Genomic DNA, 24160 nt, shown 5'->3' with positions numbered 1-24160 from the left:
CCGGATTTTGCGGCCAATGCTGTTGCACGCTAACCTATGCACAAACGGCATACCGATTCATGTGACGCCAATTGACAAACGAGCGTGTTCCATTTTGGTGCGCGCTGGGAGACCGCTTCATGAACCTCGAAAGCAAGTGGCTGGAAGACTTCAGCGCCCTGGCCGCCACCCGCAGTTTTTCCCAGGCGGCGGAGCGTCGTTTCGTCACCCAGCCGGCCTTCAGTCGGCGTATCCGCAGCCTGGAAGCGGCGCTGGGGCTGACTTTGGTGAATCGTTCCCGCACACCGATCGAACTGACCGAGGCCGGGCAGTTGTTTCTCGTCACGGCGCGCACGGTTGTCGACCAATTGAGCGAAGTTCTGCGCCACTTGCACCATCTAGAAGGCGGGCAGGGTGAGGTGGTCCAGGTGGCTGCCGCGCACTCGCTGGCATCGGGATTCTTCCCGCGCTGGGTGGCCCAGTTGCGTAACGACGGCCTGAACATCGCCACCCGTCTGGTGGCCACCAACGTGGGCGATGCCGTGCATGCGTTGCGTGAAGGTGGTTGTGACCTGATGCTGGCGTTCTATGACCCGGATGCGGCCTTGCAGATGGATGCGGAAATCTTCCCCTCGCTGCACATGGGCACCACCGAGATGCTGCCGGTGTGCGCCGTGGGCGTCGACGGCAAGCCGTTGTTCGACCTTGAAGGCGACAGCAGCGTGCCGCTGCTTGCCTACAGCGCTGGGGCTTTCCTCGGTCGATCGGTCAACCTGCTGCTGCGCCAGCGCAACCTGCGCTATACCACTGTCTATGAAACCGCCATGGCCGACAGTCTCAAGAGCATGGCCCTTGAAGGCATGGGCATCGCCTGGGTGCCGAGGTTGTCGATGCGCGGCGAGCTGGAGCGTGGCGAACTGGCGATCTGCGGGGGCAGTCAGTGGCACGTGCCGTTGGAAATTCGCCTCTATCGCTGCGCCTTGGTCCGCAAGGCCAACGTGCGTCTGCTCTGGCGCAAGCTGGAGGGTGGCACGACGACCACACCTGTTGACCCAAAAGTCAGCCAAAGCCCCGAAAAATAAGGCCGACAGTTGGTCGCCGGGGGTGCCTGGATGGCTTCGCGTTACGTTATACTTCGCGGCCCCCAGGCCGGATCGATCCGGCCATGATCAGCAAACAAGCCACGCCGGTCGTCCCGCGTGGCTTGTTGTTTTTTGACGCGCCCAAGGGCGCACAAGCGAAGAGGCTCGACGATGAGTGCACTGGTTGGCGTGATCATGGGCTCCAAGTCCGATTGGTCCACCCTTAGCCACACCGCCGATATGCTGGAAAAACTCGGCATTCCCTACGAGGTGAAGGTGGTTTCCGCCCACCGTACGCCGGATCTGCTGTTCCAGTATGCCGAAGAGGCCGAAGGCCGCGGCATCGAGGTGATCATCGCCGGTGCTGGCGGTGCTGCCCACCTGCCGGGCATGTGCGCCGCCAAGACCCACCTGCCGGTGTTGGGCGTGCCGGTGCAGTCGTCGATGCTCTCGGGTGTCGACTCGCTGCTGTCGATCGTGCAGATGCCCGCGGGCGTGCCGGTCGCCACCCTGGCCATCGGCAAGGCCGGTGCCATCAACGCGGCGCTGCTCTCGGCAAGCATCCTGGGTGCCAAGTACCCGCAGTATCACGCGGCACTCAAGCAGTTCCGCACGGAGCAGACCGAAACCGTCCTGGACAATCCGGACCCGCGTCAGGCCTGAGGCTATCAACATGAAGATCGGTGTAATCGGTGGTGGCCAGCTCGGCCGCATGCTGGCCTTGGCGGGGACTCCGCTGGGCATGAACTTCGCTTTCCTCGACCCGGCCCCGGACGCCTGCGCGGCTGCCCTGGGTGAGCACCTGCGCGCTGACTACGGCGATCAGGACCACCTGCGTCAGCTGGCCGACGAAGTCGACCTGGTGACGTTCGAGTTCGAAAGCGTTCCGGCCGAAACCGTGGCCTTCCTCTCGCAGTTCGTTCCGGTCTATCCAAGCGCCGAAGCCCTGCGCATCGCCCGTGACCGTCTGTTCGAAAAGAGCATGTTCCGCGATCTGGGCATCCCGACGCCGGCATTTGCCAACATCCTGTCACAGGAAGACCTGGACGCGGCGGTAGCCAGCATCGGCCTGCCGGCAGTCCTCAAGACCCGTACCCTGGGCTATGACGGCAAGGGCCAGAAGGTCCTGCGCAGTGCCGAGGATGTCGTCGGCACCTTCGCCGAACTGGGCAGCGTGCCTTGCCTGCTCGAAGGCTTCGTGCCGTTCACCGGTGAAGTGTCGCTGGTGGCCGTGCGTGGCCGTGATGGCGAAACCCGCTTCTACCCGCTGGTGCATAACACCCACGAGAGCGGCATCCTGCGCCTGTCGGTCGCGAGCGATGCACACCCGCTGCAGGCGCTGGCCGAAGACTACGTGGGCCGCGTGCTGCAGAAGCTGGACTACGTGGGCGTGATGGCTTTCGAGTTCTTCGAAGTCGACGGTGGCCTGAAGGCCAACGAAATCGCCCCGCGGGTTCACAACTCCGGGCACTGGACCATCGAAGGGGCCGAGTGCAGCCAGTTCGAGAACCATCTGCGCGCCGTGGCTGGCCTGCCGCTGGGCTCGACGGCCAAGGTCGGCGAGAGCGCCATGCTCAACTTCATCGGTGAAGTGCCGGCTGTGGATAAGGTCGTGGCCATCGACGGCTGCCACCTGCACCACTACGGCAAGGCCTTCAAGGCCGGCCGCAAGGTTGGCCATGCCACCCTGCGTTGCGCCGACATGGCCACCCTCAAGGCCAAGATCGCCGACGTCGAAGCGTTGATCGCCGGCTGATTGAACCTCTGCCCTGCGCAGGCCCTCTGAAATGGCAACAAGCCAAAGTGTGTCTAGGCTTTGGCTTGTTCCATCTTCACTGCAGAGGAATTGCCATGGGTATCATTGGAACCATCTTCATCGGCCTGATCGTCGGCCTGCTGGCCCGTTTCCTCAAGCCCGGGGACGACAGCATGGGCTGGATCATGACCATCCTCCTGGGGATCGCCGGCTCCCTGGCCGCGACCTACGGCGGGCAGGCCCTGGGTATCTACCAGGCGGGGCAGACCGCAGGTTTCATTGGCGCCCTGGTCGGTGCAATCATCCTGTTGGTGATCTACGGATTCATCAAGAAACGCGGGTGACTGGTTTAGAATGCTCGGCAATTCACCTGAGTTGCCGAGCATTTCCATGCGTGCGTTTTTCCTTGTTCCCCTACTGCTGGCCAGTGCACTGGCCCATGCCGAGTTGCCTGAGACCGACTGGCTGGAGCTGATGCCCAAGTCGGACCAGAAGGCACTCGAGCAGATGCCCGAAATCGACCACAACTCTCCCGAAGCCATGGGCACCTTCACCGACAAGGGTGGGCTCAAGCAGGCCAAGGGTTTGCCTGCGGTGATGTACTCCACCAAGACCGTGGCCGCCATGAATGGCAAACAGATCCGCCTGGGCGGTTATCCGGTACCGCTGGAAAGCGATGCCAAGGGCAACAGCACGTTGTTCTTCCTTGTGCCGTATCCCGGCGCCTGCATCCACGTGCCGCCGCCGCCGCCTAACCAGCTGGTGCTGGTGCGTTACCCCAAGGGGATGAAGATCGATGACATCTACACACCGCTTTGGGTCAGTGGCACGTTGAAGGTGGAGAAGGTCAGCAACGACCTGGCCGATGCGGCCTATGCGCTGGAGGCAGGGAAGGTGAGGGTGGTGGAGGACGCTGACCTCTGATTCGATCTCTTCCGAGCTGCTCCCACAGGTCATGCTCGAACACTGTGGGAGCGGGTCTGGTCAGAGTGCTTCGCTGGTGATCGTAACGCTCAGCGAATGACTCGCCCCCGGGGCCAGGGTCACCACGTCGTCCCACACATTCGCGGTCTCGATGCACAGCATCCGTTGCCAGCCATCATCCGCCATATCCGCCAGCTCCCGGGCGCGATCGGTCCAGGGATTCCAGATCACCGCCGAGCGTGAGCCCGTGGCGTGCAAGGTGATGCGGCGGTTCCATTGCGGGTCGACGATCTTCAGCAGATCAGGTGTCTGCAGGTAGATGCGGTCGGTCTCGCCGGCAAAGCCCAGGGTGCCGTGCTGCTGGCGCAGTTCCCAGTCGGCCAGGGTCTCGATGTAGCCAAGGTTCTCTACTCCCTCGACCCGAGCCTGTCGCACATCGCTGACTGCGAAGTAGCTGTGCAGGGCTTGGCTGATGGTGACGCTGTCATTACCCAGGTTGAGGCTGCTCAAGGTCATCTTCAGTTGCGTGCCCATTTCGATCAGCAGCTTGAGCTCGACCTCATGGGGCCAGCCAGCCAGGTCGCCCAGCGCCTCCGGCAGGCTGAACTCGATGCGAAGGCCCTCTGTGGCCTCCTCGATTCCCAGCAGTTGCCAATCACGGGTACGGGCCAGGCCATGGGCGGGTGCCTGTTCGCCGTGGTACATGGCCTGCACGGCCTGGGGGTTACGCTGCAGATTACCGAACCAGGGCCAGCACACCGGTACGCCGGCGCGCACGGACTTGCCCTGGCGGAAGATGGCTTGGTCGCTCAACCACAGTAGAGGGGGCTCACCCAGCCGTTGGTAGCTCAAGACCTGGGCGCCCTGTTGGGCGATCAGCAGTTCGGCGTGATTGCTGGTGATGCGCCAGCAGTTGAGTTCGCCGTGTTGTTCCGTTTCGACCTGGAAAGTAGCCATGCGCTCGTCTCGTCGTGATGCATATCAGGCCTTGGACCTCATGCCATGCAACGAGTTTACCGCGCCCCTGGCTCAGCGACGAGGGACGGAACGGGTGCGGCCACTGCCGTCAATGGCGACGAAAACGAACACAGCTTCAGTGACCTTGCGCCATTCACTGGACAGCGGGTCGTCGCTCCACACTTCCACCATCATCTGGATGGAGCTGCGGCCGATTTCCAGGGTCTGGGTATAGAAGGAAAGCTGTGCACCCACCGCCACCGGGACCAGGAAGGCCATGCGGTCGATGGCGACGGTGGCAACCCGGCCACCGGCGACGCGGCTGGCCATGGCGGTGCCTGCCAAGTCCATCTGGGCGACCAGCCAGCCGCCAAAGATATCGCCGAAACCGTTGGTTTCGCGGGGCAGGGCAGTGATCTGAAGGGCGAGGTCGCCCTGTGGGATAGGATCTTCTTGTTCGAGCTCAATCATGCGATGGGGCCTCGGACCCGTGACGCTTCGTTGGTTGGCGCAAATGACGTACGCCGGGAAAACGATTCAGCTTGAAACATACTACGCTGATTTCGCTCCGGCGGGCGGCCAAAGGGAGACTCTGCGAAACTGCCTGCAACATTGACCGGCGTTTTCGCGCAGCATCCCACGCAAGGCTCAGCCTTTTCCTACGAGCGGCCAGTATATAGCCCTGAACAGCCAGCGACGACCGCGCATTCGTGAATATCTGTATGGATTTTGTACCGCTATGAGGCGGATGCAGCAATTTGTTATCTTCGCTGGCTACCGAGCCAGAAGCCGCATGACAAACGGCCTGCAAGACCAATAAGAGACCATTCCATGACCTCCGTGCCGAGCAGTATCGAGCAGCCCTCGCGGCCGCTGACCCGCAGTGACTACAAGACCCTTTCACTGTCCGCCCTTGGTGGAGCGCTGGAATTCTACGACTTCATCATCTTCGTGTTCTTTGCCACGGTAGTCGGCAAGTTGTTCTTCCCCGCCGACATGCCCGAGTGGCTGCGCTTGATGCAGACCTTCGGCATCTTCGCGGCTGGTTACCTGGCGCGGCCGTTGGGCGGCATCATCATGGCCCACTTCGGCGACCTGCTCGGTCGCAAGAAGATGTTCACGCTGAGCATCTTCATGATGGCTTTGCCGACCCTGGTCATGGGCCTGCTGCCGACCTACGCGCAGATCGGCCTGTGGGCCCCGGTCCTGCTGCTCTTGATGCGTGTCGTGCAAGGTGCGGCCATCGGTGGCGAGGTTCCAGGCGCCTGGGTGTTCGTTTCCGAGCATGTGCCAGCGCGTAATACCGGTTATGCCTGCGGCACGCTCACGGCAGGCCTGACTTCGGGCATCCTGCTCGGCTCGCTCGTGGCTACCTTGATCAATACGGTCTACAGTGCCGACGAAGTGGCGGACTACGCCTGGCGCATTCCGTTCCTGCTCGGGGGCGTGTTCGGCCTGTTCGCGGTGTACCTGCGCCGCTGGCTGCACGAGACGCCGGTATTCGCCGAAATGCAGCAGCGCAAGGCCCTGGCCGAAGAGCTGCCGCTGCGTGCGGTGCTGCGCGACCATCGTGGTGCGATCATCCTGTCGATGCTGCTGACCTGGCTGTTGTCGGCGGGCATCGTGGTGGTGATCCTCATGACCCCGGCGCTGCTGCAAAGCCTCTATCACATCAGCCCCACCGACTCGCTGAAGGCCAACAGTCTGGCTATCGTCCTGCTCAGCGTTGGCTGTGTGGGTGCCGGCAGCCTGGCCGATCGTTTCGGCGCCGGGCGTGTGTTCATCGTCGGCAGCCTGGCACTGCTGGCATCGTCCTGGGCCTTCTATCACAGCCTGCCGACGCGACCGGACCTGCTGTTCCCACTGTACGCGCTGACCGGTCTGTTCGTCGGCATCGTCGGTGCGGTGCCTTATGTGATGGTCAAGGCCTTCCCGCCGGTGGTGCGTTTCAGTGGGCTCTCGTTCTCCTACAACCTGGCCTACGCCATCTTCGGCGGCCTGACGCCAATGGTGGTCACCGCGCTGCTCAAGTTCAGTCCCATGGCGCCGGCCTATTACGTGGCCTGCCTGTGCGCCGTGGGTCTGCTGGTGGGTGTCTACCTGCTCGCGACCAAGCGCTGACCGAGGGCGGTCGTATCCGCGAAGACGGCATGGCGATGTTTATCCTCCTGCGCCGCAACATCCTGTAAAGGCCATCCCGGGCGACCGTGATGGCCTTTCATCCAATTGTCATATTCAGGTCATAGAGTGTTCATGCGGCCTGCAGATACTTGGGCCCGATCCATCTCACACCCCAAATATTCCTGCTAGGAGTTAGGCATGAAACTGAAGCGTTTGATGGCGGCCCTCACGTTCGCCGCCGCTGGCGTCGCTACCGCCAATGCGGTTGCCGCCGTCGATCCTGCAATCCCGACTTACACCAAGACCACTGGCGTATCGGGCAACCTCTCCAGCGTCGGTTCCGATACCCTGGCGAACCTGATGACTCTGTGGGCCGAGGCCTACAAGAAGGAATACCCGAACGTAAACATCCAGATCCAGGCTGCCGGCTCCTCCACCGCGCCGCCCGCGCTGACCGAAGGCACCGCCAACCTCGGCCCGATGAGCCGCAAGATGAAGGACGTCGAGCTGCAGGCCTTCGAGCAGAAGTACGGCTACAAGCCGACCGCCATTCCGGTCGCCGTCGACGCCCTGGCAGTCTTCGTCCACAAGGACAACCCGATCACGGGCCTGACCATGGCTCAGGTCGATGCCATCTTCTCCTCCACGCGTCTGTGCGGTGGCAAAGCCGACGTCAAGACTTGGGGCGACGTGGGCGTGACCGGCGATCTGGCCAACAAGCCGATCCAGCTGTTCGGCCGTAACTCGGTATCCGGCACCTACGGCTACTTCAAGGAAGAAGCCCTGTGCAAAGGCGACTTCAAACCTAACGTCAACGAACAGCCTGGTTCGGCTTCGGTCGTGCAGTCGATCAGCAGCTCGCTGAACGGCATCGGCTACTCGGGCATCGGCTACAAGACCGCCAGCGTCAAGACCGTGCCTTTGGCCAAGAAAGAAGGCGGCGCCTTCGTCGAGGACAACGAAGCCAACGCCCTGAACGGCACCTACCCGCTGTCGCGCTTCCTGTACGTCTACGTCAACAAGGCCCCGAACAAGCCTCTGGCCCCGCTGGAAGCCGAGTTCGTGAAGCTGGTTCTGTCCCAGGCAGGTCAGCAGGTCGTGGTGAAGGACGGCTACATCCCGCTGCCAGCCAAAGTGGTCGACAAGACCCTGGCTGACCTGGGTTTGTCCCACGCCGGTAACGTTGCAAAGAAGTAAGTAACTGAGGAAGGGGTCGGTGCCAAGCGCCCGGCCTCCTCCACGAATTCCTCGTCCGAAGCCAGGATTCCTGAGCGGCGGGCTTTTTTGCGTCACTGCATTGTCATGTTTTTGTCATACGGGACCGCTAGGGTGTGCGCATGAATGATCTGGCCAACTCCACCATGACCCAAAATTCTCCCCCCGTGCGGATTGACTTCAATACGCCCGAGCTGCAACGCAAGCGCCGCCTGCGTGCGCTGAAGGATCGCCTGACCCGCTGGTATGTCCTGGTGGGCGGGCTTGCCGTGCTGGCAGCCATTACCCTGATCTTCTTCTACCTGGCCTACGTGGTCCTGCCGCTGTTCCAGGGCGCCGAGCTGACCAGCAAGAAAGCGCTGGAGCCGACGTGGCTGCAACAGGATGCCGGCAAGCCGCTGATGATCGCCCTCGAGGAGCAGAACCTAGTGGGCATGCGTGTTTCCGACAAAGGCCAGGTGCTGTTCTTCGATGCCAAGACCGGCAGCGAAGTCGAGCATGTCGACCTGCCGTTGCCGGCAGGCACCCAAGTGACGTCGATCAGTGCCGACCAGCCGGGCAGCCCGCTGGTGGTGCTTGGCCTGTCCAACGGCCAGGCGCTGGTGTTCCACCACACCTACAAGATCACCTATCCGGACAACAAGAAGACCATCGATGCGGGTATCGACTACCCCTATGGTCAGGCGCCGTTCATGCTCGACCCACAGGGCCGCGCGCTGGAGCATGTGAGTGTCAACGTCAACGGCGATACCTTGCTGCTGGCTGGCTCCACCGGTTCGCAACTGCACGTGACTGAGCTGACTCGCCAGGAAAACATGATGACCGGCGAAGTCACCACCGAGCAGAACCGCATCGAGCTGCCGCAGATGACCGAGCCGGTGAAGGCCATCTTCGTCGATCCCCGTCAGCAGTGGCTGTACGTGGTCAACGGTCGTGCCATTGCCGACGTCTTCAGCCTGCGCGACAAGAGCCTCAATGGTCGCTACAAGCTGTCTGAAGATGGCGACACCGAAATCACTGCCAGTGCTCAACTGGTCGGCGGCATCTCGCTGATCTTCGGTGACTCCAAGGGTGGCCTGAGCCAGTGGTTCATGGCTCGCGATCCGGACGGCGAGTCGCGCTTCAAGCTGATCCGCAGCTTCCAACTGGGCAAGGCGCCAGTCGTGCAGATCGATGCCGAAGAGCGTCGCAAGGGCTTCGTCGCCCTGGACAGCGAAGGCAAGCTGGGCGTGTTCCACAGCACGGCCCACCGCACCCTGCTGGTCGAGCCGGTCGCAGAAGGCGCCGGCGTGCTGGCCCTGTCGCCACGCGCCAACCGCATCATCATCGAGCAAGGCGGCAAGCTGTTGCCCCTGAGCCTGAAGAACCCGCACCCGGAAGTGTCTTTCAGCGCGCTGTGGGGCAAGGTCTGGTACGAGAACTATGACGAGCCGAAGTACGTCTGGCAGTCCACGGCTTCCAACACCGATTTCGAGCCCAAGCTGAGCCTGTCGCCGCTGACCTTCGGCACCCTGAAGGCCGCGTTCTACGCGATGATCCTGGCTGCGCCTCTGGCCATTGCCGCCGCCATCTACACCGCCTACTTCATGGCCCCGGGCATGCGCCGCAAGGTCAAGCCGGTCATCGAGTTGATGGAAGCGATGCCGACGGTGATCCTCGGCTTCTTCGCCGGCCTGTTCCTGGCACCGTACCTGGAAGGTCACCTGCCAGGTGTGTTCAGCCTGCTGCTGATCCTGCCGATCGGCATCCTCGCCGCCGGCTTTGCCTGGAGCCGCCTGCCGGAGTCGATCCGCCTGCGTATCCCGGATGGTTGGGAGGCGGCGATCCTGATCCCGGTGATCCTGGTGATCGGTTGGTTTGCCCTGTTCATGAGCCCGTTCATGGAGAACTGGTTCTTTGGCGGCGACATGCGCCTGTGGATCACCAACGACCTGGGGATCACCTATGACCAGCGCAACGCTCTGGTAGTCGGTATCGCCATGGGCTTCGCGGTCATCCCGAACATCTACTCCATCGCCGAAGACGCCGTGTTCAGTGTGCCGCGCAGCCTGACCCTGGGCTCCCTGGCCCTGGGTGCGACACCCTGGCAGACCCTGACCCGTGTGGTCATCCTCACCGCAAGCCCGGGCATTTTCTCGGCGCTGATGATCGGCATGGGCCGTGCGGTGGGCGAGACCATGATCGTGCTCATGGCCACCGGCAACACCCCGGTCATGGAGCTGAACCTGTTCGAAGGCATGCGCACCCTCGCCGCCAACGTGGCGGTGGAAATGCCCGAATCCGAAGTCGGCGGCAGTCACTACCGTGTGCTGTTCCTCGCTGCCCTCGTGCTGCTGATGTTCACGTTCATCATGAACACCTTGGCCGAGCTGATTCGCCAGCGCCTGCGCAAGAAATACTCGTCGCTTTGATAGAAAGGTAGAGATCCGTGAAAAAGGATTCCCTCAAAGGCTGGTTCAAGAGCGGCGCCCCTGGCGTCTGGATCAGCGGTGGCGCGGTCGCCATGGCGGTGATCATGACCGTCGGCCTGCTCGCCGTGATCGCCGTCCGCGGCCTGGGCCACTTCTGGCCGGCCGACCTGATCCAGGCCACCTACAAGGTGCCGGGCCAGGGTGATCATGTGATCATCGGTGAGGTGGTGCAGAAAGAAGAAGTGCCACGCGCCCGCCTCAAGGGCGCCGGCTTGCCGGTGCCGGACGAAGGCCCGGAGTTCATGACCCGCGAGCTGGTCAAGGTGGGTAACCGCGACCTCAACGGCAGCGACTTCACCTGGGTGGTGGGCGACTGGCTGGCCGACCAACAGAAGCCGGCCGACCTGATCGCCCTGGAGCGCCGCGAGTGGGGCAACTTCTATGGCTACCTGGCGAGCGTCAAGGAAGAAGACCGTGTGGTCGCCGAAGGCCCTGCGGCCTGGGCTGAGCTGCAGAGTCGTCTCAAGCGCGCCGACCAGCTGGCCCGAGAGCTGCAGAGCCTCGAGAAGAAAGACATCGGTGCCATCAACCATGGCCTGGAGCGTCTGCGCCTTCACGCTCGCAAGCTGGAGCTGGACGGCAAGCTGGACGCTGCCGCCCAGGCGGACATGGACGCCGAGCGTGCCGAACTCAACGCCCGCTACAAGGCCATCGAAGAGCGCCTGACCGGCCTGCACCAGGCATTCGCCCGCGACAGCCTGGTGGCCCGCGATGGCAATGGCCGCGAAGTGGAGATCAACCTGAGCAAGGTGGTCCACGCCTACCAGCCCAACGGCATGTCTGTCATGACCAAGCTGGGTGTGTACTTCAGCAAGGTGTGGGAGTTCCTGAGCGACGACCCGCGTGAAGCCAACACCGAGGGCGGTATCTTCCCGGCGATCTTCGGTACCGTGATGATGACCCTGATCATGGCCGTGATCGTTACCCCGTTCGGTGTACTGGCGGCGGTCTACCTGCGTGAATATGCCAAGCAGGGCCCGGTGACTCGCCTGATCCGTATTGCGGTGAACAACCTGGCGGGTGTTCCGGCGATCGTCTACGGCGTGTTCGGCCTGGGCTTCTTCGTCTATGTGCTGGGTGGCTCGATCGACCGCCTGTTCTTCCCCGAAGCCCTGCCGGCGCCAACCCTCGGTACCCCGGGCCTGCTGTGGGCCTCGCTGACCCTGGCGCTGCTGGCGGTGCCGGTGGTGATCGTGGCCACCGAGGAAGGCCTGGCGCGCATCCCGCGTACCGTGCGTGAAGGCTCCCTGGCGCTCGGCGCGACCAAGGCCGAGACCCTGTGGAAGATCGTCCTGCCAATGGCCAGCCCGGCCATGATGACCGGCATGATCCTCGCCGTGGCCCGTGCCGCGGGCGAAGTGGCGCCGCTGATGCTGGTCGGTGTGGTGAAACTGGCGCCGTCGCTGCCGGTGGACGGTAACTACCCGTACCTGCACCTGGACCAGAAGATCATGCACCTGGGCTTCCACATCTACGACGTCGGTTTCCAGAGCCCCAACGTCGAGGCCGCGCGGCCGCTGGTGTACGCCACCGCGCTGCTGCTGGTGCTGGTGATCGCGACCCTCAACCTCTCGGCGGTGTGGATCCGTAACCACCTGCGCGAGAAGTACAAGGCCCTCGACAGCTGATTTCAGCTTTAAGCTTCAAGCGGCAAGCTCCAAGCAGATTGCCGCTTTGACCCAACTTGCAGCTTGCAGCTCGAAGCTTGCAGCTACGAACGGAGTGAGAACATGCAGCATGAATCCCACGCCCACGGCATCGACATGTCCGCCCTGGGCCGCGACAAGCAGAGCCTGCGCCTGGCCGAAGAAACCGTGGCCATCGAAGTCCCGGGCCTGTCCCTGTTCTACGGCGACAAGCAAGCGCTGTACGACGTGAAGATGAACATTCCCAAGCAGCGCGTGACCGCCTTCATCGGCCCGTCCGGCTGCGGTAAGTCGACCCTGCTGCGCACCTTCAACCGCATGAACGACCTGGTCGACGGTTGTCGCGTGGAAGGCGCGATCAACCTGTACGGCAACAACATCTACCGCAAGGGCGAGGACGTGGCCGAGCTGCGCCGCCGCGTCGGCATGGTGTTCCAGAAGCCCAACCCGTTCCCCAAGACCATCTATGAAAACGTGGTCTATGGCTTGCGCATCCAGGGCATCAACAAAAAGCGTGTGCTCGACGAAGCCGTCGAATGGGCCCTCAAGGGTGCGGCCTTGTGGGACGAGGTCAAGGACCGCCTGCACGACTCGGCCCTGGGCCTGTCCGGTGGTCAGCAGCAGCGTCTGGTCATTGCCCGTACCATCGCCGTGGAGCCGGAAGTGCTGCTGCTCGACGAGCCTTGCTCGGCCTTGGACCCGATCTCGACGCTGAAGGTCGAAGAACTGATCTACGAACTGAAATCCAAGTACACCATCGTCATCGTGACCCACAACATGCAGCAGGCGGCCCGCGTATCGGACTACACCGCCTTCATGTACATGGGCAAACTGGTCGAATTCGGGGATACCGACACGCTGTTCACCAATCCGGCGAAGAAGCAGACCGAAGACTACATCACCGGTCGTTACGGCTAAGGGCGCCTTTGGCGCAGCTGCAAGCTTCAAGCTGCCAGCTGCCAGAAAAAGCGGTTAGCGCGGCGCCAGGGAACGACACGAACCACTTGAAGCTTGCAGCTTGAGGCTTGCAACTTCGCGGAGCGAAAGCATGATCAACAAAGAGAGCCTTACCCACCACATCTCCCAGCAGTTCAACGCCGAGCTCGAGGAGGTTCGCAGCCACCTCCTGGCGATGGGCGGCTTGGTCGAGAAGCAGGTCAACGACGCCGTCACCGCGTTGATCGAGGCCGACTCGGGCCTGGCCCAGCAGGTGCGTGAAGTCGACGAGCAGATCAACCAGATGGAGCGCAACATCGACGAGGAGTGCGTGCGCATCCTCGCCCGTCGTCAGCCGGCGGCTTCCGATCTGCGTCTGATCATCAGCATCTCCAAGTCGGTGATCGACCTGGAGCGCATCGGCGACGAATCGACCAAGATCGCCCGCCGCGCCATTCAGTTGTGCGAGGAAGGCGAGTCGCCACGTGGCTACGTCGAAGTGCGCCACATCGGTGACCAGGTCCGCAACATGGTGCGTGACGCGCTGGACGCCTTTGCCCGTTTCGATGCGGACCTGGCCCTCTCGGTGGCCCAGTACGACAAGACCATCGACCGCGAGTACAAGACCGCCCTGCGCGAACTGGTCACCTACATGATGGAAGACCCGCGTTCGATCTCCCGCGTGCTGAGCGTGATCTGGGCCCTGCGTTCGCTGGAGCGTATTGGCGACCATGCGCGCAACATCTCGGAACTGGTGATCTACCTGGTGCGCGGTACCGACGTACGCCACATGGGCCTCAAGCGCATGAAGGCCGAAGTGCTGGGCGAAGCGGCCGACGATGGCGAAATCGCTAATGTTCCGGCCGAATCGGACGATAAGTAGGATTGCTCCCGAGCATCGACGCCCGGCCTAGGCCGGGCGTTTTCGTTTGCGGTCGAGCAGCCAGCAGGCACCCGCGAATGACCAGAGGAGTCCCGGCGTGACCAGTGGTTTGGCAAATGGCCATCAGTCGGCGGTATGCTAGTCGGGGTTCAAGAGGAGTATCGATGAGTAAGGTCAATGTGCTGGTCGTGGATGATGCGCCATTCATCCGTGACCTGGTGAGGAAGTGTTTGCGCAATGCCTTCCCAGGCATGGTCATCGAAGACGCAGTCAACGGCCGCAAGGCCATGGCCATGCTGGGCAAGGAGCGGTTCGACCTGGTCCTGTGCGATTGGGAAATGCCGGAGATGTCTGGCTTGGAACTGCTCACCTGGTGCCGGCAGCAGCCGGAGTACAAGGACTTGCAGTTCATCATGGTGACCAGCCGTGGCGACAAGGAAAACGTGATCCAGGCCATCCAGGCCGGTGTTTCCGACTTTGTGGGCAAGCCGTTCACCAACGAGCAGTTGCTGACCAAGGTGAAGAAGTCCCTGACCAAACTCGGCAAGCTCGACAGCCTGATGGCCAGCGCGCCGGCGCGGGTCAACTCGGCATTTGCCAATGACTCGCTCAGTGCCCTGACCGGCGGTCGCCCCGAGACGGTCAAGGCCCCGGTGGCTGCTGCCGCTGCGCCAGCACCTGCGCCTGGTAAACCACTGATCAACGCCCCGACTCCGAAGACGGCCGCCGCCGCAGCCCAGAGTGGACGTGGCCAGGGGCAGTTGCGCTTGTCCAGCGGTACCCAGCCCTGCGTGATCAAGGCCCTGAGCCTCAAGGAAGCCTTGCTGGTGGTTCGTCGCAGCGCCACCCTGCCGCAGGTGCTCGAAGGGGCGGTGTTGGACCTGGAGCAAGGTGAGAACGCCGAAGTTGCGCGGCTCAATGGCTACCTGCACGCCATCGCCGCCCTGGAGCCCAAGCCTGAAAGCGACTGGCTGCAACTGACGTTCAAGTTCGTCGACCAGGATGCGCAGAAGCTCGACTACCTGTCGCGCCTGATCGCCCGCGGAACCGCGCAGAAGCACTTCACCCCGGGCGCCTAGATCGCAGTCCGGGGCGCCACTGTCTTGCTCGGTGGTGTCCTTTTCGCGGGTAACCCCGTTCCCACAGATATCCGCGGGAGCGGGTTTACCCGCGAAGCAGCCACCTCGATGGATGACACGGGCTTTTCCCGTGTTCGCGGTGAAGCGGGGCCAGAGATGGCCAATTGCTCATTTCCCGACCAACTGCAATACCCCTTTGAAATCCGACTGCTAGGCTTCCAGACACAATAACTGTCAAAAAGCCACCGCCATGCCAACCCGTCTGCTGCTGTTCTGTGCCTTGCTCACGGTCTCGGCGTCGAGCGTGGGCATGACCCTGTACAAGACCACCGATGCCTACGGCGTGGTCTCCTACTCTGAACACCCAAGCCCTGGTGCCAAAGCGTTCGTGCTGCGCGAGCCGATGTTCGAGCGGCTGGAGCGCCAGGTGCGTTTGCGCACGGTCGATTTTGCAGGCGGTACGCGCTTCTTCGCGCGTAACGACCTGTTCGCGCCGGTGGAGGTCGAGCTGCGTTTGCAGCGCCTGGCCAATGTCCAGGGCGGCAATGCGCCCCGAATCGTCCGACGCGTGGTGCCGCCGCGCTCGACCCAGGTGCTGACGGTACTGGCGGCTTTGCCCGGCGAGCAGGTGAAGTACGAGTCGAAACTGCGCTATGCCCTGGGTGACCCCGCTCGGCGCCCGCAGGCGTTCCGGTATCCGTTCCCCTGGCAAGGAGGGCCGTTCCGGCTGAGCCAGGGGCCGAACGGGCGCTTCAGCCACTTCGGCCCCAAAGGGCGCTACGCCATGGACATCGCCATGCCCGAAGGCACACCGATTGTCGCGGCACGGGGCGGGGTGGTGGTGAAGATCGAGAACAACCAGACGGGCCGTGGCAACAACCCGGCGGGCAACTTCGTCAGGATCCTGCACCCGGATGGCACCATGGGTGTCTATCTGCACCTGATGCGCGGGTCGGTGGTGGTCAGCGAAGGGCAGCGGGTATTGCAGGGGGCGCCATTGGCGAAGTCGGGCAATACCGGCAACAGCAGCGGGCCGCACCTGCATTTCGTAGTGCAGCGCAACGTGGGGTTGGCGTTGGAGTCGATCCCCTACCAGTTCGACCGGCCGATCGGTGGGATGCCAGACTTCACCGCTGGCAACCCTTGAGCTTGCAGGGGGCGCTGTGGATGCTGGTGCCAGCCAGCGATGGGGCGCAAAGCGCCCCCAGGGCAGTCAGATGAGCTTCAGTACCTTGGCCAGCACGATCTTCGGCCCTTTCATCTTCTTGATGATGATGCGCAGGCCTTCGACCTCCAGCACTTCCTCTTCCTCGGGCACGCGCTTGAGCGTTTCATAGACCAGGCCTGCCAGGGTCTCGGCTTCGATGTGGTCCAGGTCCACTCCCAGCAGCCGCTCGACCTTGAACAACGGCGTGTCGCCACGTACCAGCAGTTTGCCCGGCTGGTAGGCGAGGATGCCGCGTTCGGTCTTGCGGTGCTCGTCCTGGATGTCGCCGACCAGCACTTCCAGCACGTCCTCCATGGTGAGGTAGCCGATGACCTTGCCGTCGGCTTCCTCGACCAGCACGAAGTGCGCGCCGCCCTTGCGGAACTGTTCCAGCAGTTGGGACAGCGGCATGTGCCGCGAGACGCGCTCCAGCGGGCGGGCCAGGTCGTCCAGGTCCAAGGTCTCGGGGAAGTGGTCCATCTCGGCCAGTTCCAGCAGCAGGTCCTTGATGTGCAACAGGCCCACGAACTCTTCGCGCTCGGCGTCGTAGACCGGATAGCGGCTGAACTTGTGGCGACGGAACATCGCCAGGATTTCCTTGAGCGGCGCCTTGGCGTCGAGGCTGACCATGTCCTCGCGGGAGTTGGCCCAGTCGACCACTTCCAGTTCGCCCATCTCCACCGCCGAAGCCAGTACACGCATGCCTTGGTCGCTCGGGTCCTGGCCGCGGCTCGAATGCAGGATCAGCTTGAGTTCTTCGCGGCTGTAATGATGCTCGTGGTGCGGTCCAGGCTCGCCCTGGCCGGCGATACGCAAAATGGTGTTGGCGCTGGCGTTGAGCAGGTAGATCGCCGGGTACATCAACCAGTAGAACAGGTACAGCGGCACCGCGGTCCACAGCGACAGCAGCTCGGGTTTGCGGATCGCCCAGGACTTGGGCGCCAGCTCGCCGACCACGATGTGCAGGTAGGAGATCACGAAGAAGGCGACGAAGAACGAGATCGCCTTGACCAGCTCCGGCGTATCGACGCCCACGGCGGCCAGCAGCGGCTCGAGCAGGTGGGCGAAGGCCGGTTCACCCACCCAGCCCAGGCCCAGGGAGGCCAGGGTGATACCCAGCTGGCAGGCCGACAGGTAGGCGTCCAGCTGGTTGTGAACCTTGCGCAGGATGCTGCCGCGCCAGCCGTGCAGTTCGGCGATCGACTCGACGCGGGTCGCACGCAACTTGACCATGGCGAACTCGGCGGCAACGAAGAAGCCGTTGAGCAGCACCAGAAGGAAGGCAAAGAGAATCATGCCGAAGTCGGCAAAGAGGGAAATGAAGCTGAAACCAGGGGAAGGGTCCATGATGGAGTTTTTACGGGGTCCGTCTTTGAAATAGGGAGAAAAAAAGTGCCAGCGTTGGCTGGCACAGGGGATCCAATGTAGCGGCTGAAGCTGCAAAAGCAAAGGGCGCGGTATCACCCTGTCGTGGGTAACCCCGCGTGCATGCCTGGCACGCACCTTGTGGGAGCGGACTCACCCGCGAATCAGGCGCCGTGGTGTCTTGCACCGGCTGTGCCGGTGTTCGCGGGTGAACCCGCTCCCACAGTGCCGTGGTTTCAGGCTTTGTTCGTCACCACCTGGGCAGGTGCGAAATGGCAGGTGAAGGTGCTGCCGTGGCCTGGCACGCTGCTGATCTCCAGGCGTGCACGATGGCGCAGCAGCACGTGCTTGACGATCGCCAGGCCAAGCCCAGTGCCGCCCGTATTGGAGGCGCGGCTGGAGTCGACCCGGTAGAAGCGCTCGGTCAGGCGGGGCAGGTGCTTGGCATCGATGCCGATGCCGGAGTCCTGCACGGAGAGGTGAGCTCCTTGCTCGTCCGCCCACCAGCGAATGCGGATGTTGCCTTCGTCCTGGGTGTACTTCACGGCATTGAACACCAGGTTGGAGAAGGCGCTGCGCAGTTCCGACTCGCTGCCCTTGAGGCGCACGCCAGGCGCCGCGTCCAGTGTGATGCGCTGGTTGCGTGGACCGGACAGTGCCTGGGCATCAGCCTTGATCGATTGCAGCAGGGCGTCGACGGCCACGGGCTGGTTGTCCGAGGGGTAGTCGGTGGCTTCGAGCTTGGCCAGCAGCAGCAGGTCGTTGAGCAGTGTCTGCATCCGCGCGCCTTGCTGGCTCATCTGCTGGAGCGCCCGGCCCCAGCGTGGGTTCACGTCGTCGACGTTGTCCAGCAGGGTTTCCAAGTACCCTGTGATGACCGTCAGGGGTGTGCGCAGCTCGTGGGAGACGTTGGCGACGAAGTCCTTGCGCATCTGCTCGAGTTGATGGATGCGGGTGACGTCGCGCACCAGCATCAGGTGCTCGTTGTTGCCATAACGGGTGATGTGAAGTTGGACCCGCATCCGGTCGTTGATCGGGGAGGGGATCTCCAGCGGCTCGACGTAGTTCTCCGATTCGAAGTACTCCTTGAAGCGCGGGTGGCGCACCAGGTTGGTCACTGGCTGGCCGCCATCCTGTGGGGTCTTGAATCCCAGCAGGGTTTCGGCGGCGCAGTTCCACCATTCGAGGTTACCTTCGCTGTCGAGCATGATCACCGCATCGCGCAGTGCCGCGGTGGATTCCTGGACCCGGTCGATCACCGCCTGCAGGCGGCCGCGCACCCGCTGGTCGCGACGTTGCAGATGGTAGATGCTGTCGAACACCTCACCCCACAGGCCGTAGCCATCGGGCGGGGCTTCGTCGGGCTGATGATTGCGCAGCCAGTCGTGCAGGCGCAGCAGTTGCTTGAGGGTCCAACCCAGGTAGAGCGCAAGGCCGATCGCCAGGCTCCAGCCGTAGTAGCCGCTGATCAGCCCGCCGATCAGGCAGACGGTGATCAGCAGCAGCATGTGGCGAATCAAGGTCGCGTGCCAGTTCTGGTTCAATTGAGGGGATCCTTCGGATCCAGCTTCGAGCTGCAAGCTGTGAGCTTCAAGCTGCAAGAAGAAGCGGATCGGTGGTGCTGTTCAGTCCTTTATTCCAAGCCTGGCGGCAAGCTGTTCGACGCTGCCGGCTCTTGCCGCTTGAAGCTTGGCGCTTGCAGCTAGCTTTTGGTCGAGAAGCGGTAGCCGGTGCCTCGGACGGTTTGTACCAGATTTTCGTAGGCTTCACCCAACGCCTTGCGCAGTCGACGGATATGCACGTCGACGGTGCGTTCCTCGACATAGACATTGCCGCCCCAGACCTGGTCGAGCAACTGGCCCCGGGTGTAGGCGCGCTCTTGGTGGGTCATGAAGAACTGCAGCAGGCGGTATTCGGTGGGGCCCATCTCGGCGGGCTTGCCGTCGATGGTCACGCGGTGGCTGATCGGATCGAGCAGCAGACCACCCACTTCGATCGGCGCCTCGCTGTCGCTGGGGCCGGTGCGGCGCAGGACGGCTTTGAGGCGCGCGACCAGCTCACGCGGCGAGAACGGCTTGGTGATGTAGTCGTCGGCGCCGACTTCCAGGCCCTGGATCTTGTTGTCCTCTTCACCCTTGGCGGTGAGCATGATGATCGGGATGTCGCCGGTCAGCTCGTCGCGCTTAAGGCGCCGGGCCAACTCGATGCCCGAGGTGCCGGGTAGCATCCAGTCGAGCAGGATCAGGTCCGGCTTGCGGTCGACGATGATGGCATGGGCTTGCTGGGAGTTTTCCGCTTCCAGGCAGTCATAGCCGGCCATTTCCAATGCAACGGCGATCATCTCGCGAATGGGCGCTTCGTCGTCGACGATCAGAATGTTTCTGCCAACCATTGCGTAAAACCTCTCCCAGGAACTGTGTCTTGGCCCGCATTAGATAACGGAATTATTGCAGCTGTGTGACAGGACATTGGCGATTCTGGCGACATTCCATGACTGGACTAGGCTTGAAGGGGCCGCCACGGCGGTCGTAAAACCCTCCTACACCCCCCGAAACCACGGTGATTCCAATGACACGACATACGCTGAGCTGGATGGCCCTTTTCGCTGCGCTGGCGCTACCGGGGGTGGCATCGGCCCACCACGCGATGGAAAAGGATGGCATGTGGGTCGATCATGCCGGCATGACCCTCTACACCTTCGACAAGGACGCCGACGGCAAGTCCATGTGCAACGGCGAATGCGCCAAGAACTGGCCGCCGCTGATGGTCAAGGCCGAGGACGAAGCCGCCAAGGACAAGTGGACCCAGGTCACCCGCGATGACGGGACCAAGCAGTGGGCCTATGACGGCAAGCCGCTGTACACCTTCATCAAGGACAAGAAAGCCGGAGACAAGACCGGTGACGGTGTGAAGGACGTCTGGCATATCGCCAAACCTTGAAACCTACAGCGGATTGAAGGACGCCGGATAACCTGTGGGAGCGGGTTTACCCGCGAATGCGAAGGTGCAGTCACTATCGATTCGTGGGTAAACCCGTTCCCACAGGGAGGGTGCAGGGCTCAGCGCAACACGTAGTCCAGCACCACACCGATGAAGATCAGCATTCCCGCCCAGTGATTGTGCAGGAACGCCTTGAAGCACGACTCCCGGTCCAGCTTGCGCGTTGACCAGTACTCCCAGGCAAAGCACACCGCTGCCGCAAGCAGGCCCAAGTGGAACCATCCCCCCATGTCGAAGCGATTGCCCGCCAGCAGCAGGCAGCCCAGCGACAGCATTTGCAGGGTCAGGATGATGGTGCGGTCGGCCTCGCCAAAGAGGATTGCCGTGGACTTCACGCCGATCTTCAGGTCGTCGTCGCGGTCCACCATCGCGTAATAGGTGTCATAGCCCACGGTCCACAGCAAATTGGCGATGTACAACAGCCAGGCGCTGGCCGGCAGCTCGCCCCCTGCGGCGGTGAACGCCATGGGGATACCCCAGGAGTAAGCCGCACCCAGCACCACCTGGGGGTAGTAGGTGTAGCGCTTCATGAATGGGTAGCAGAACGCCAATGCCACCGCGCCGAACGACAGCCATACCGTGCGGGCATTGGTGCACAGCACCAGCAGGAAACTCACCCCCACCAGGATCGCGAACAGCATCACCGCTTCGCGAGGCCTTACCCGGCCGCTGGCCAGCGGCCTGTCGGCCGTGCGTTTGACATGGCCATCGACCTTGCGGTCGGCGAAGTCGTTGATGCAGCAGCCGGCGGCGCGCATCAGTACCACGCCCAGGCCGAAGATCAGCACATTGGCCAGCGTCGGCGAGCCGTTGCCGGCGATCCACACCGCAGAAAGGGTGGGCCACAGCAGCAGGTAGATACCGATCGGGCGGTCCATGCGGCTGAGCTGGATGAAGTCCCAAGCCCGGGGATGCAGGCGGTTGAACGACTTGAGCAGTTGCAGGTACATCAGCGGATTTCCTCCTTGGCCGCTTGCCACAGGGCCGGCAGGAACACCTCGGCCACCAGCAGGTCCAGGCCATCGCGGGCAAACCGTGAACGCCGCCCCCACAGGTTGGCATGGCGCGCTTCGGACGGAAGCCAGGCCTGTGGATAACTACAGACTTCGATGGGGTGACGGGTGAAGGCCTGGTCGCAGAACAATAGCTCGCCCAGCGAGCGGCTGCCCAAGGTCTCGAGGTCCAGGCCACCGCGCTCCAGGGCGCTGCGACCGGCCACGCTACGGGCGAAGACCCAGGGCTGGTCATGGCCGCGCAGGTAGACTTCGCGCACCCAGCCTTCCTCGCCAGGGGCCAGGCCCAGGGCTTGGCATTCGTCATCGCGCAGGGGCTGCCAGCCCTCGAACAGGGGGGTGACGGCGAAGTGGTCACGGGAGAGGTGGGTCAGGCGGCGGGTCAGGGAGCCTTGATCGAAGAGCCAGTCGAGAATCGACGGTTCGATGCCGGCAGCCAGCTGTGAATACGGCAGCCACGCGACAGCGGCTGCTTGCGGGGTTTCGTACGGCACGTCGGTATGCTTGTTACAGCCAGAGAGGCGGCGAGCTTAGCATGTTTGCCGCTGTTGCTTGCATACTGCTGGAAGGGCCAGTACAAAGCCCCTGCGGTACCGCCGCACCTGATCCAGATGAGGAAGAACGAGATGAAGAAGTGGCAATGCATTGTCTGTGGCCTGATCTACGACGAGGCCGAAGGCTGGCCGGACGACGGCATCGCCCCGGGCACCCGCTGGGAAGACGTGCCGGAAGACTGGCTGTGCCCCGACTGTGGTGTCGGCAAGAGTGACTTCGAAATGATCGCCATCGGCTGATCACCCCCTGTTCAACGAGAGGAGCATGACATGACGTCCCCCGTGGTGATCATCGGTACCGGCCTTGCGGGCTACAATCTGGCCCGGGAGTTTCGCAAGCTCGACGGCGACACGCCGCTGTTGCTGATCACTGCCGACGATGGCCGCTCCTACTCCAAGCCCATGCTTTCCACCGGCTTTGCCAAGCAGAAGGATGCCGACGGCCTGTGCATGGCCGAGCCGGGCGCCATGGCCGACCAGCTCAAGGCCGAGATCCGCACCCACACCCCCATCAGTGGCATCGATCCGGGCCACAAGCGCCTGTGGATCGGTGAAGAGGCGGTCGAGTACCGCGACCTCATCCTGGCATGGGGCGCACAGACCGTTCAGGTGCCAATCGAGGGCGACGCGGCCGACCTGGTCTTCCCCATCAATGATCTTGAAGACTACGCGCGCTTTCGGGCCGCGGCAGCAGGCAAACGCCGGGTGCTCATCCTCGGCGCTGGCCTGATCGGTTGCGAATTCGCCAACGACATGAGCCTTGGCGGCTTCGAGGTCGATGTGGTCGCCCCTTGCGAGCAAGTGATGCCGACCTTGCTGCACCCGGCTGCTGCCAGCGCGGTACAGGCGGGCCTGGAGGGGCTTGGGGTCCGCTTCCATCTAGGGCCGGTGCTGACCCGCCTGCAGCGCGACGGGCAGGGCCTGGAGGCACACCTGTCCGATGGCCGCGTGATCGCCTGCGACCTGGTGGTCTCTGCCATCGGCCTGCGCCCGCGCACGGACCTTGCCGCAGCTGCGGGCTTGCAGACAAACCGGGGTGTGGTGGTGGACCGGCAGTTGCGCACGTCCCACGACAACATCTTCGCCCTCGGCGATTGCGCCGAGGTCGACGGAATCAACCTGCTCTATGTCATGCCGCTGATGGCCTGCGCCCGCGCCTTGGCCCAGACGCTTGCTGGCAACCCTACCGCTGTCGCCTATGGGCCGATGCCGGTGACCGTTAAAACGCCAGCGTGCCCGCTGGTGGTTTCGCCGCCCCCGCCTGGGCGCGAAGGTATCTGGCAGGTCGAGGGGCAGGGCGCCGACCTCAAGGTGCTCTGCCACGATGCCGCTGGCCAGCTGCTGGGCTACGCGTTGACCGGCATGGCGGTGATGGAAAAGCTGGCGCTCAATCGGCAATTGCCACCCCTGATGGCGTAAATAGCGGGTGCTCTGTCGGGTATGTCCTGTTCTTGAAGCGACAATGGCCACCCAAGTACTGGCGCGGCTTCGGTGAGCGTGCCATCCTCACTCCCGTCTGCCGCAGATTAGAGCCTGCGGTGCCTTGAACGCTGCTTCGCGAAGCAGCACGGCAATAACAACAAGAAATCCCGTACAAGAGGCTTCACTATGCGTAAACCAGAACTCGCCGCTGTTATCGCCGAAAAGGCCGACCTGACCAAGGAAAAGGCCAATCAGGTCTTGAATGCGATCCTCGACAGCATCACCGGTGCGCTGGACAAGGACACGGTCACCCTGGTCGGTTTCGGTACGTTTGAAAAACGTCATCGTGGCGCCCGCACCGGCAAGAACCCGCAGACCGGCCAGCCCGTCAAGATCAAAGCCAGCAACACCGTTGCCTTCAAGCCCGGCAAGAACCTGCGCGACAGCGTCAACCAGCCCGCCAAGCCTGCGAAGAAAGGCAAATGACCCTTTATCGATAACAGCGGTTATCCAAACGGGCGCCCTGGGCGCCCGTTGTGCATTCAGGCAC

24 protein-coding genes are annotated in these 24160 nt (G+C 62.9%); 17 read left to right on the top strand and 7 right to left on the bottom strand.

Going from position 1 to position 24160, the window contains the following annotated elements; genetic code table 11:
- The first annotated feature begins 119 nt into the window (after positions 1–119).
- From ABOA88_RS03490 to ABOA88_RS03470, 5 genes are all read left to right on the top strand, one after another.
- The gene (locus ABOA88_RS03490) at positions 120–1061 is read left to right on the top strand and encodes a LysR substrate-binding domain-containing protein (RefSeq protein ID WP_196168053.1); all 942 of its coding nucleotides are present in this window, start codon (positions 120–122) and stop codon (positions 1059–1061) included.
- Between the two features lie 171 nt (positions 1062–1232).
- Entirely contained in the window at positions 1233–1724 is a 492-nt protein-coding gene (purE, locus tag ABOA88_RS03485) for a 5-(carboxyamino)imidazole ribonucleotide mutase (protein ID WP_043209945.1), read from the top strand.
- Positions 1725–1734: 10 nt separating this feature from the next.
- The gene (locus tag ABOA88_RS03480) at positions 1735–2817 is read left to right on the top strand and encodes a 5-(carboxyamino)imidazole ribonucleotide synthase (protein ID WP_196168052.1); all 1083 of its coding nucleotides are present in this window, start codon (positions 1735–1737) and stop codon (positions 2815–2817) included.
- 95 nt (positions 2818–2912) lie between these two features.
- Complete coding sequence (locus tag ABOA88_RS03475) at positions 2913–3161, top strand: GlsB/YeaQ/YmgE family stress response membrane protein (RefSeq protein WP_196168051.1); 249 nt, start codon at positions 2913–2915, stop codon at positions 3159–3161.
- Positions 3162–3207: 46 nt separating this feature from the next.
- Positions 3208–3741 carry a DUF3299 domain-containing protein gene (locus tag ABOA88_RS03470; protein ID WP_416742703.1) on the top strand — a complete coding sequence of 178 codons (534 nt, stop codon included), beginning with the start codon at positions 3208–3210 and terminating at the stop codon, positions 3739–3741.
- A gap of 60 nt (positions 3742–3801) precedes the next feature.
- On the opposite strand, the gene ABOA88_RS03465 is transcribed toward ABOA88_RS03470, so the two are convergent.
- Together ABOA88_RS03465 and ABOA88_RS03460 are read right to left on the bottom strand one after the other, a co-directional pair.
- Positions 3802–4698 (bottom strand): D-hexose-6-phosphate mutarotase, encoded by an 897-nt coding sequence (locus tag ABOA88_RS03465; RefSeq protein WP_367850580.1) that lies wholly within the window; start codon positions 4696–4698, stop codon positions 3802–3804.
- A 72-nt stretch (positions 4699–4770) separates the two neighbouring features.
- Positions 4771–5169, bottom strand: a complete 399-nt coding sequence (locus ABOA88_RS03460; RefSeq protein ID WP_003253317.1) for an acyl-CoA thioesterase — start codon at positions 5167–5169, stop codon at positions 4771–4773.
- Positions 5170–5529: 360 nt separating this feature from the next.
- Here ABOA88_RS03460 and ABOA88_RS03455 point away from each other — a divergent pair, with 360 nt between their 5' ends.
- From ABOA88_RS03455 to ABOA88_RS03420, 8 genes are all read left to right on the top strand, one after another.
- Positions 5530–6819 carry an MFS transporter gene (locus ABOA88_RS03455; protein WP_196168048.1) on the top strand — a complete coding sequence of 430 codons (1290 nt, stop codon included), beginning with the start codon at positions 5530–5532 and terminating at the stop codon, positions 6817–6819.
- Positions 6820–7017: 198 nt separating this feature from the next.
- Complete coding sequence (locus ABOA88_RS03450; RefSeq protein WP_196168047.1) at positions 7018–8016, top strand: phosphate ABC transporter substrate-binding protein PstS; 999 nt, start codon at positions 7018–7020, stop codon at positions 8014–8016.
- 140 nt (positions 8017–8156) lie between these two features.
- Positions 8157–10445 carry an ABC transporter permease subunit gene (locus tag ABOA88_RS03445; RefSeq protein WP_196168046.1) on the top strand — a complete coding sequence of 763 codons (2289 nt, stop codon included), beginning with the start codon at positions 8157–8159 and terminating at the stop codon, positions 10443–10445.
- A gap of 17 nt (positions 10446–10462) precedes the next feature.
- Positions 10463–12133, top strand: a complete 1671-nt coding sequence (gene pstA / locus ABOA88_RS03440) for a phosphate ABC transporter permease PstA (protein WP_196168045.1) — start codon at positions 10463–10465, stop codon at positions 12131–12133.
- Positions 12134–12235: 102 nt separating this feature from the next.
- Positions 12236–13069, top strand: coding sequence for a phosphate ABC transporter ATP-binding protein PstB (pstB, locus tag ABOA88_RS03435; protein ID WP_043209930.1), 834 nt, complete (start codon positions 12236–12238; stop codon positions 13067–13069).
- Between the two features lie 130 nt (positions 13070–13199).
- Positions 13200–13970, top strand: a complete 771-nt coding sequence (phoU, locus tag ABOA88_RS03430) for a phosphate signaling complex protein PhoU (RefSeq protein ID WP_043209928.1) — start codon at positions 13200–13202, stop codon at positions 13968–13970.
- 164 nt (positions 13971–14134) lie between these two features.
- A complete protein-coding gene (locus tag ABOA88_RS03425) occupies positions 14135–15049 on the top strand; it encodes a response regulator (protein WP_196168044.1) in 915 nt (304 codons plus the stop codon).
- Positions 15050–15299: 250 nt separating this feature from the next.
- Complete coding sequence (locus ABOA88_RS03420; protein WP_367850581.1) at positions 15300–16196, top strand: peptidoglycan DD-metalloendopeptidase family protein; 897 nt, start codon at positions 15300–15302, stop codon at positions 16194–16196.
- A gap of 66 nt (positions 16197–16262) precedes the next feature.
- Here ABOA88_RS03420 and ABOA88_RS03415 read toward each other — a convergent pair whose 3' ends face one another.
- The 3 genes from ABOA88_RS03415 to phoB all read right to left on the bottom strand — a co-directional run bounded on the left by ABOA88_RS03415 (position 16263) and on the right by phoB (position 20013).
- On the bottom strand, positions 16263–17603 hold the full coding sequence (locus ABOA88_RS03415) for a hemolysin family protein (RefSeq protein ID WP_043209925.1): 1341 nt from the start codon (positions 17601–17603) through the stop codon (positions 16263–16265).
- A gap of 254 nt (positions 17604–17857) precedes the next feature.
- Positions 17858–19129, bottom strand: a complete 1272-nt coding sequence (phoR, locus tag ABOA88_RS03410) for a phosphate regulon sensor histidine kinase PhoR (protein WP_367850682.1) — start codon at positions 19127–19129, stop codon at positions 17858–17860.
- Between the two features lie 194 nt (positions 19130–19323).
- Positions 19324–20013 carry a phosphate regulon transcriptional regulator PhoB gene (gene phoB, locus ABOA88_RS03405; RefSeq protein WP_003253341.1) on the bottom strand — a complete coding sequence of 230 codons (690 nt, stop codon included), beginning with the start codon at positions 20011–20013 and terminating at the stop codon, positions 19324–19326.
- Positions 20014–20189: 176 nt separating this feature from the next.
- On the opposite strand from phoB, the gene ABOA88_RS03400 reads away from it, so the two are divergent.
- Positions 20190–20561, top strand: coding sequence for a COG4315 family predicted lipoprotein (locus ABOA88_RS03400; protein ID WP_070093397.1), 372 nt, complete (start codon positions 20190–20192; stop codon positions 20559–20561).
- Positions 20562–20680: 119 nt separating this feature from the next.
- On the opposite strand, the gene ubiA is transcribed toward ABOA88_RS03400, so the two are convergent.
- Positions 20681–21571 (bottom strand): 4-hydroxybenzoate octaprenyltransferase, encoded by an 891-nt coding sequence (gene ubiA, locus ABOA88_RS03395; protein ID WP_367850582.1) that lies wholly within the window; start codon positions 21569–21571, stop codon positions 20681–20683.
- Positions 21571–22128: a chorismate--pyruvate lyase family protein gene (locus ABOA88_RS03390; RefSeq protein ID WP_367850583.1), complete on the bottom strand. Its 558-nt coding sequence runs from the start codon at positions 22126–22128 to the stop codon at positions 21571–21573. The genes ubiA and ABOA88_RS03390 overlap by 1 nt, the downstream gene beginning before the upstream one ends.
- Before the next feature lie 132 nt (positions 22129–22260).
- Here ABOA88_RS03390 and ABOA88_RS03385 point away from each other — a divergent pair, with 132 nt between their 5' ends.
- The 3 genes from ABOA88_RS03385 (at position 22261) to ABOA88_RS03375 (ending at position 24096) form a co-directional block, all read left to right on the top strand.
- A complete protein-coding gene (locus ABOA88_RS03385; protein WP_011536423.1) occupies positions 22261–22428 on the top strand; it encodes a rubredoxin in 168 nt (55 codons plus the stop codon).
- A 30-nt stretch (positions 22429–22458) separates the two neighbouring features.
- Positions 22459–23607 carry an NAD(P)/FAD-dependent oxidoreductase gene (locus tag ABOA88_RS03380; protein ID WP_196168039.1) on the top strand — a complete coding sequence of 383 codons (1149 nt, stop codon included), beginning with the start codon at positions 22459–22461 and terminating at the stop codon, positions 23605–23607.
- Positions 23608–23796: 189 nt separating this feature from the next.
- The gene (locus ABOA88_RS03375) at positions 23797–24096 is read left to right on the top strand and encodes an HU family DNA-binding protein (RefSeq protein ID WP_043209915.1); all 300 of its coding nucleotides are present in this window, start codon (positions 23797–23799) and stop codon (positions 24094–24096) included.
- Positions 24097–24160 lie beyond the last annotated feature (64 nt).

This window comes from Pseudomonas sp. PKS (assembly GCF_051913525.1).
Classification (GTDB): domain Bacteria; phylum Pseudomonadota; class Gammaproteobacteria; order Pseudomonadales; family Pseudomonadaceae; genus Aquipseudomonas; species Aquipseudomonas guariconensis_D.
The sequence above is the reverse complement of the archived record's forward strand: the minus strand, read 5'-3'. Positions and strand labels throughout refer to the sequence as shown.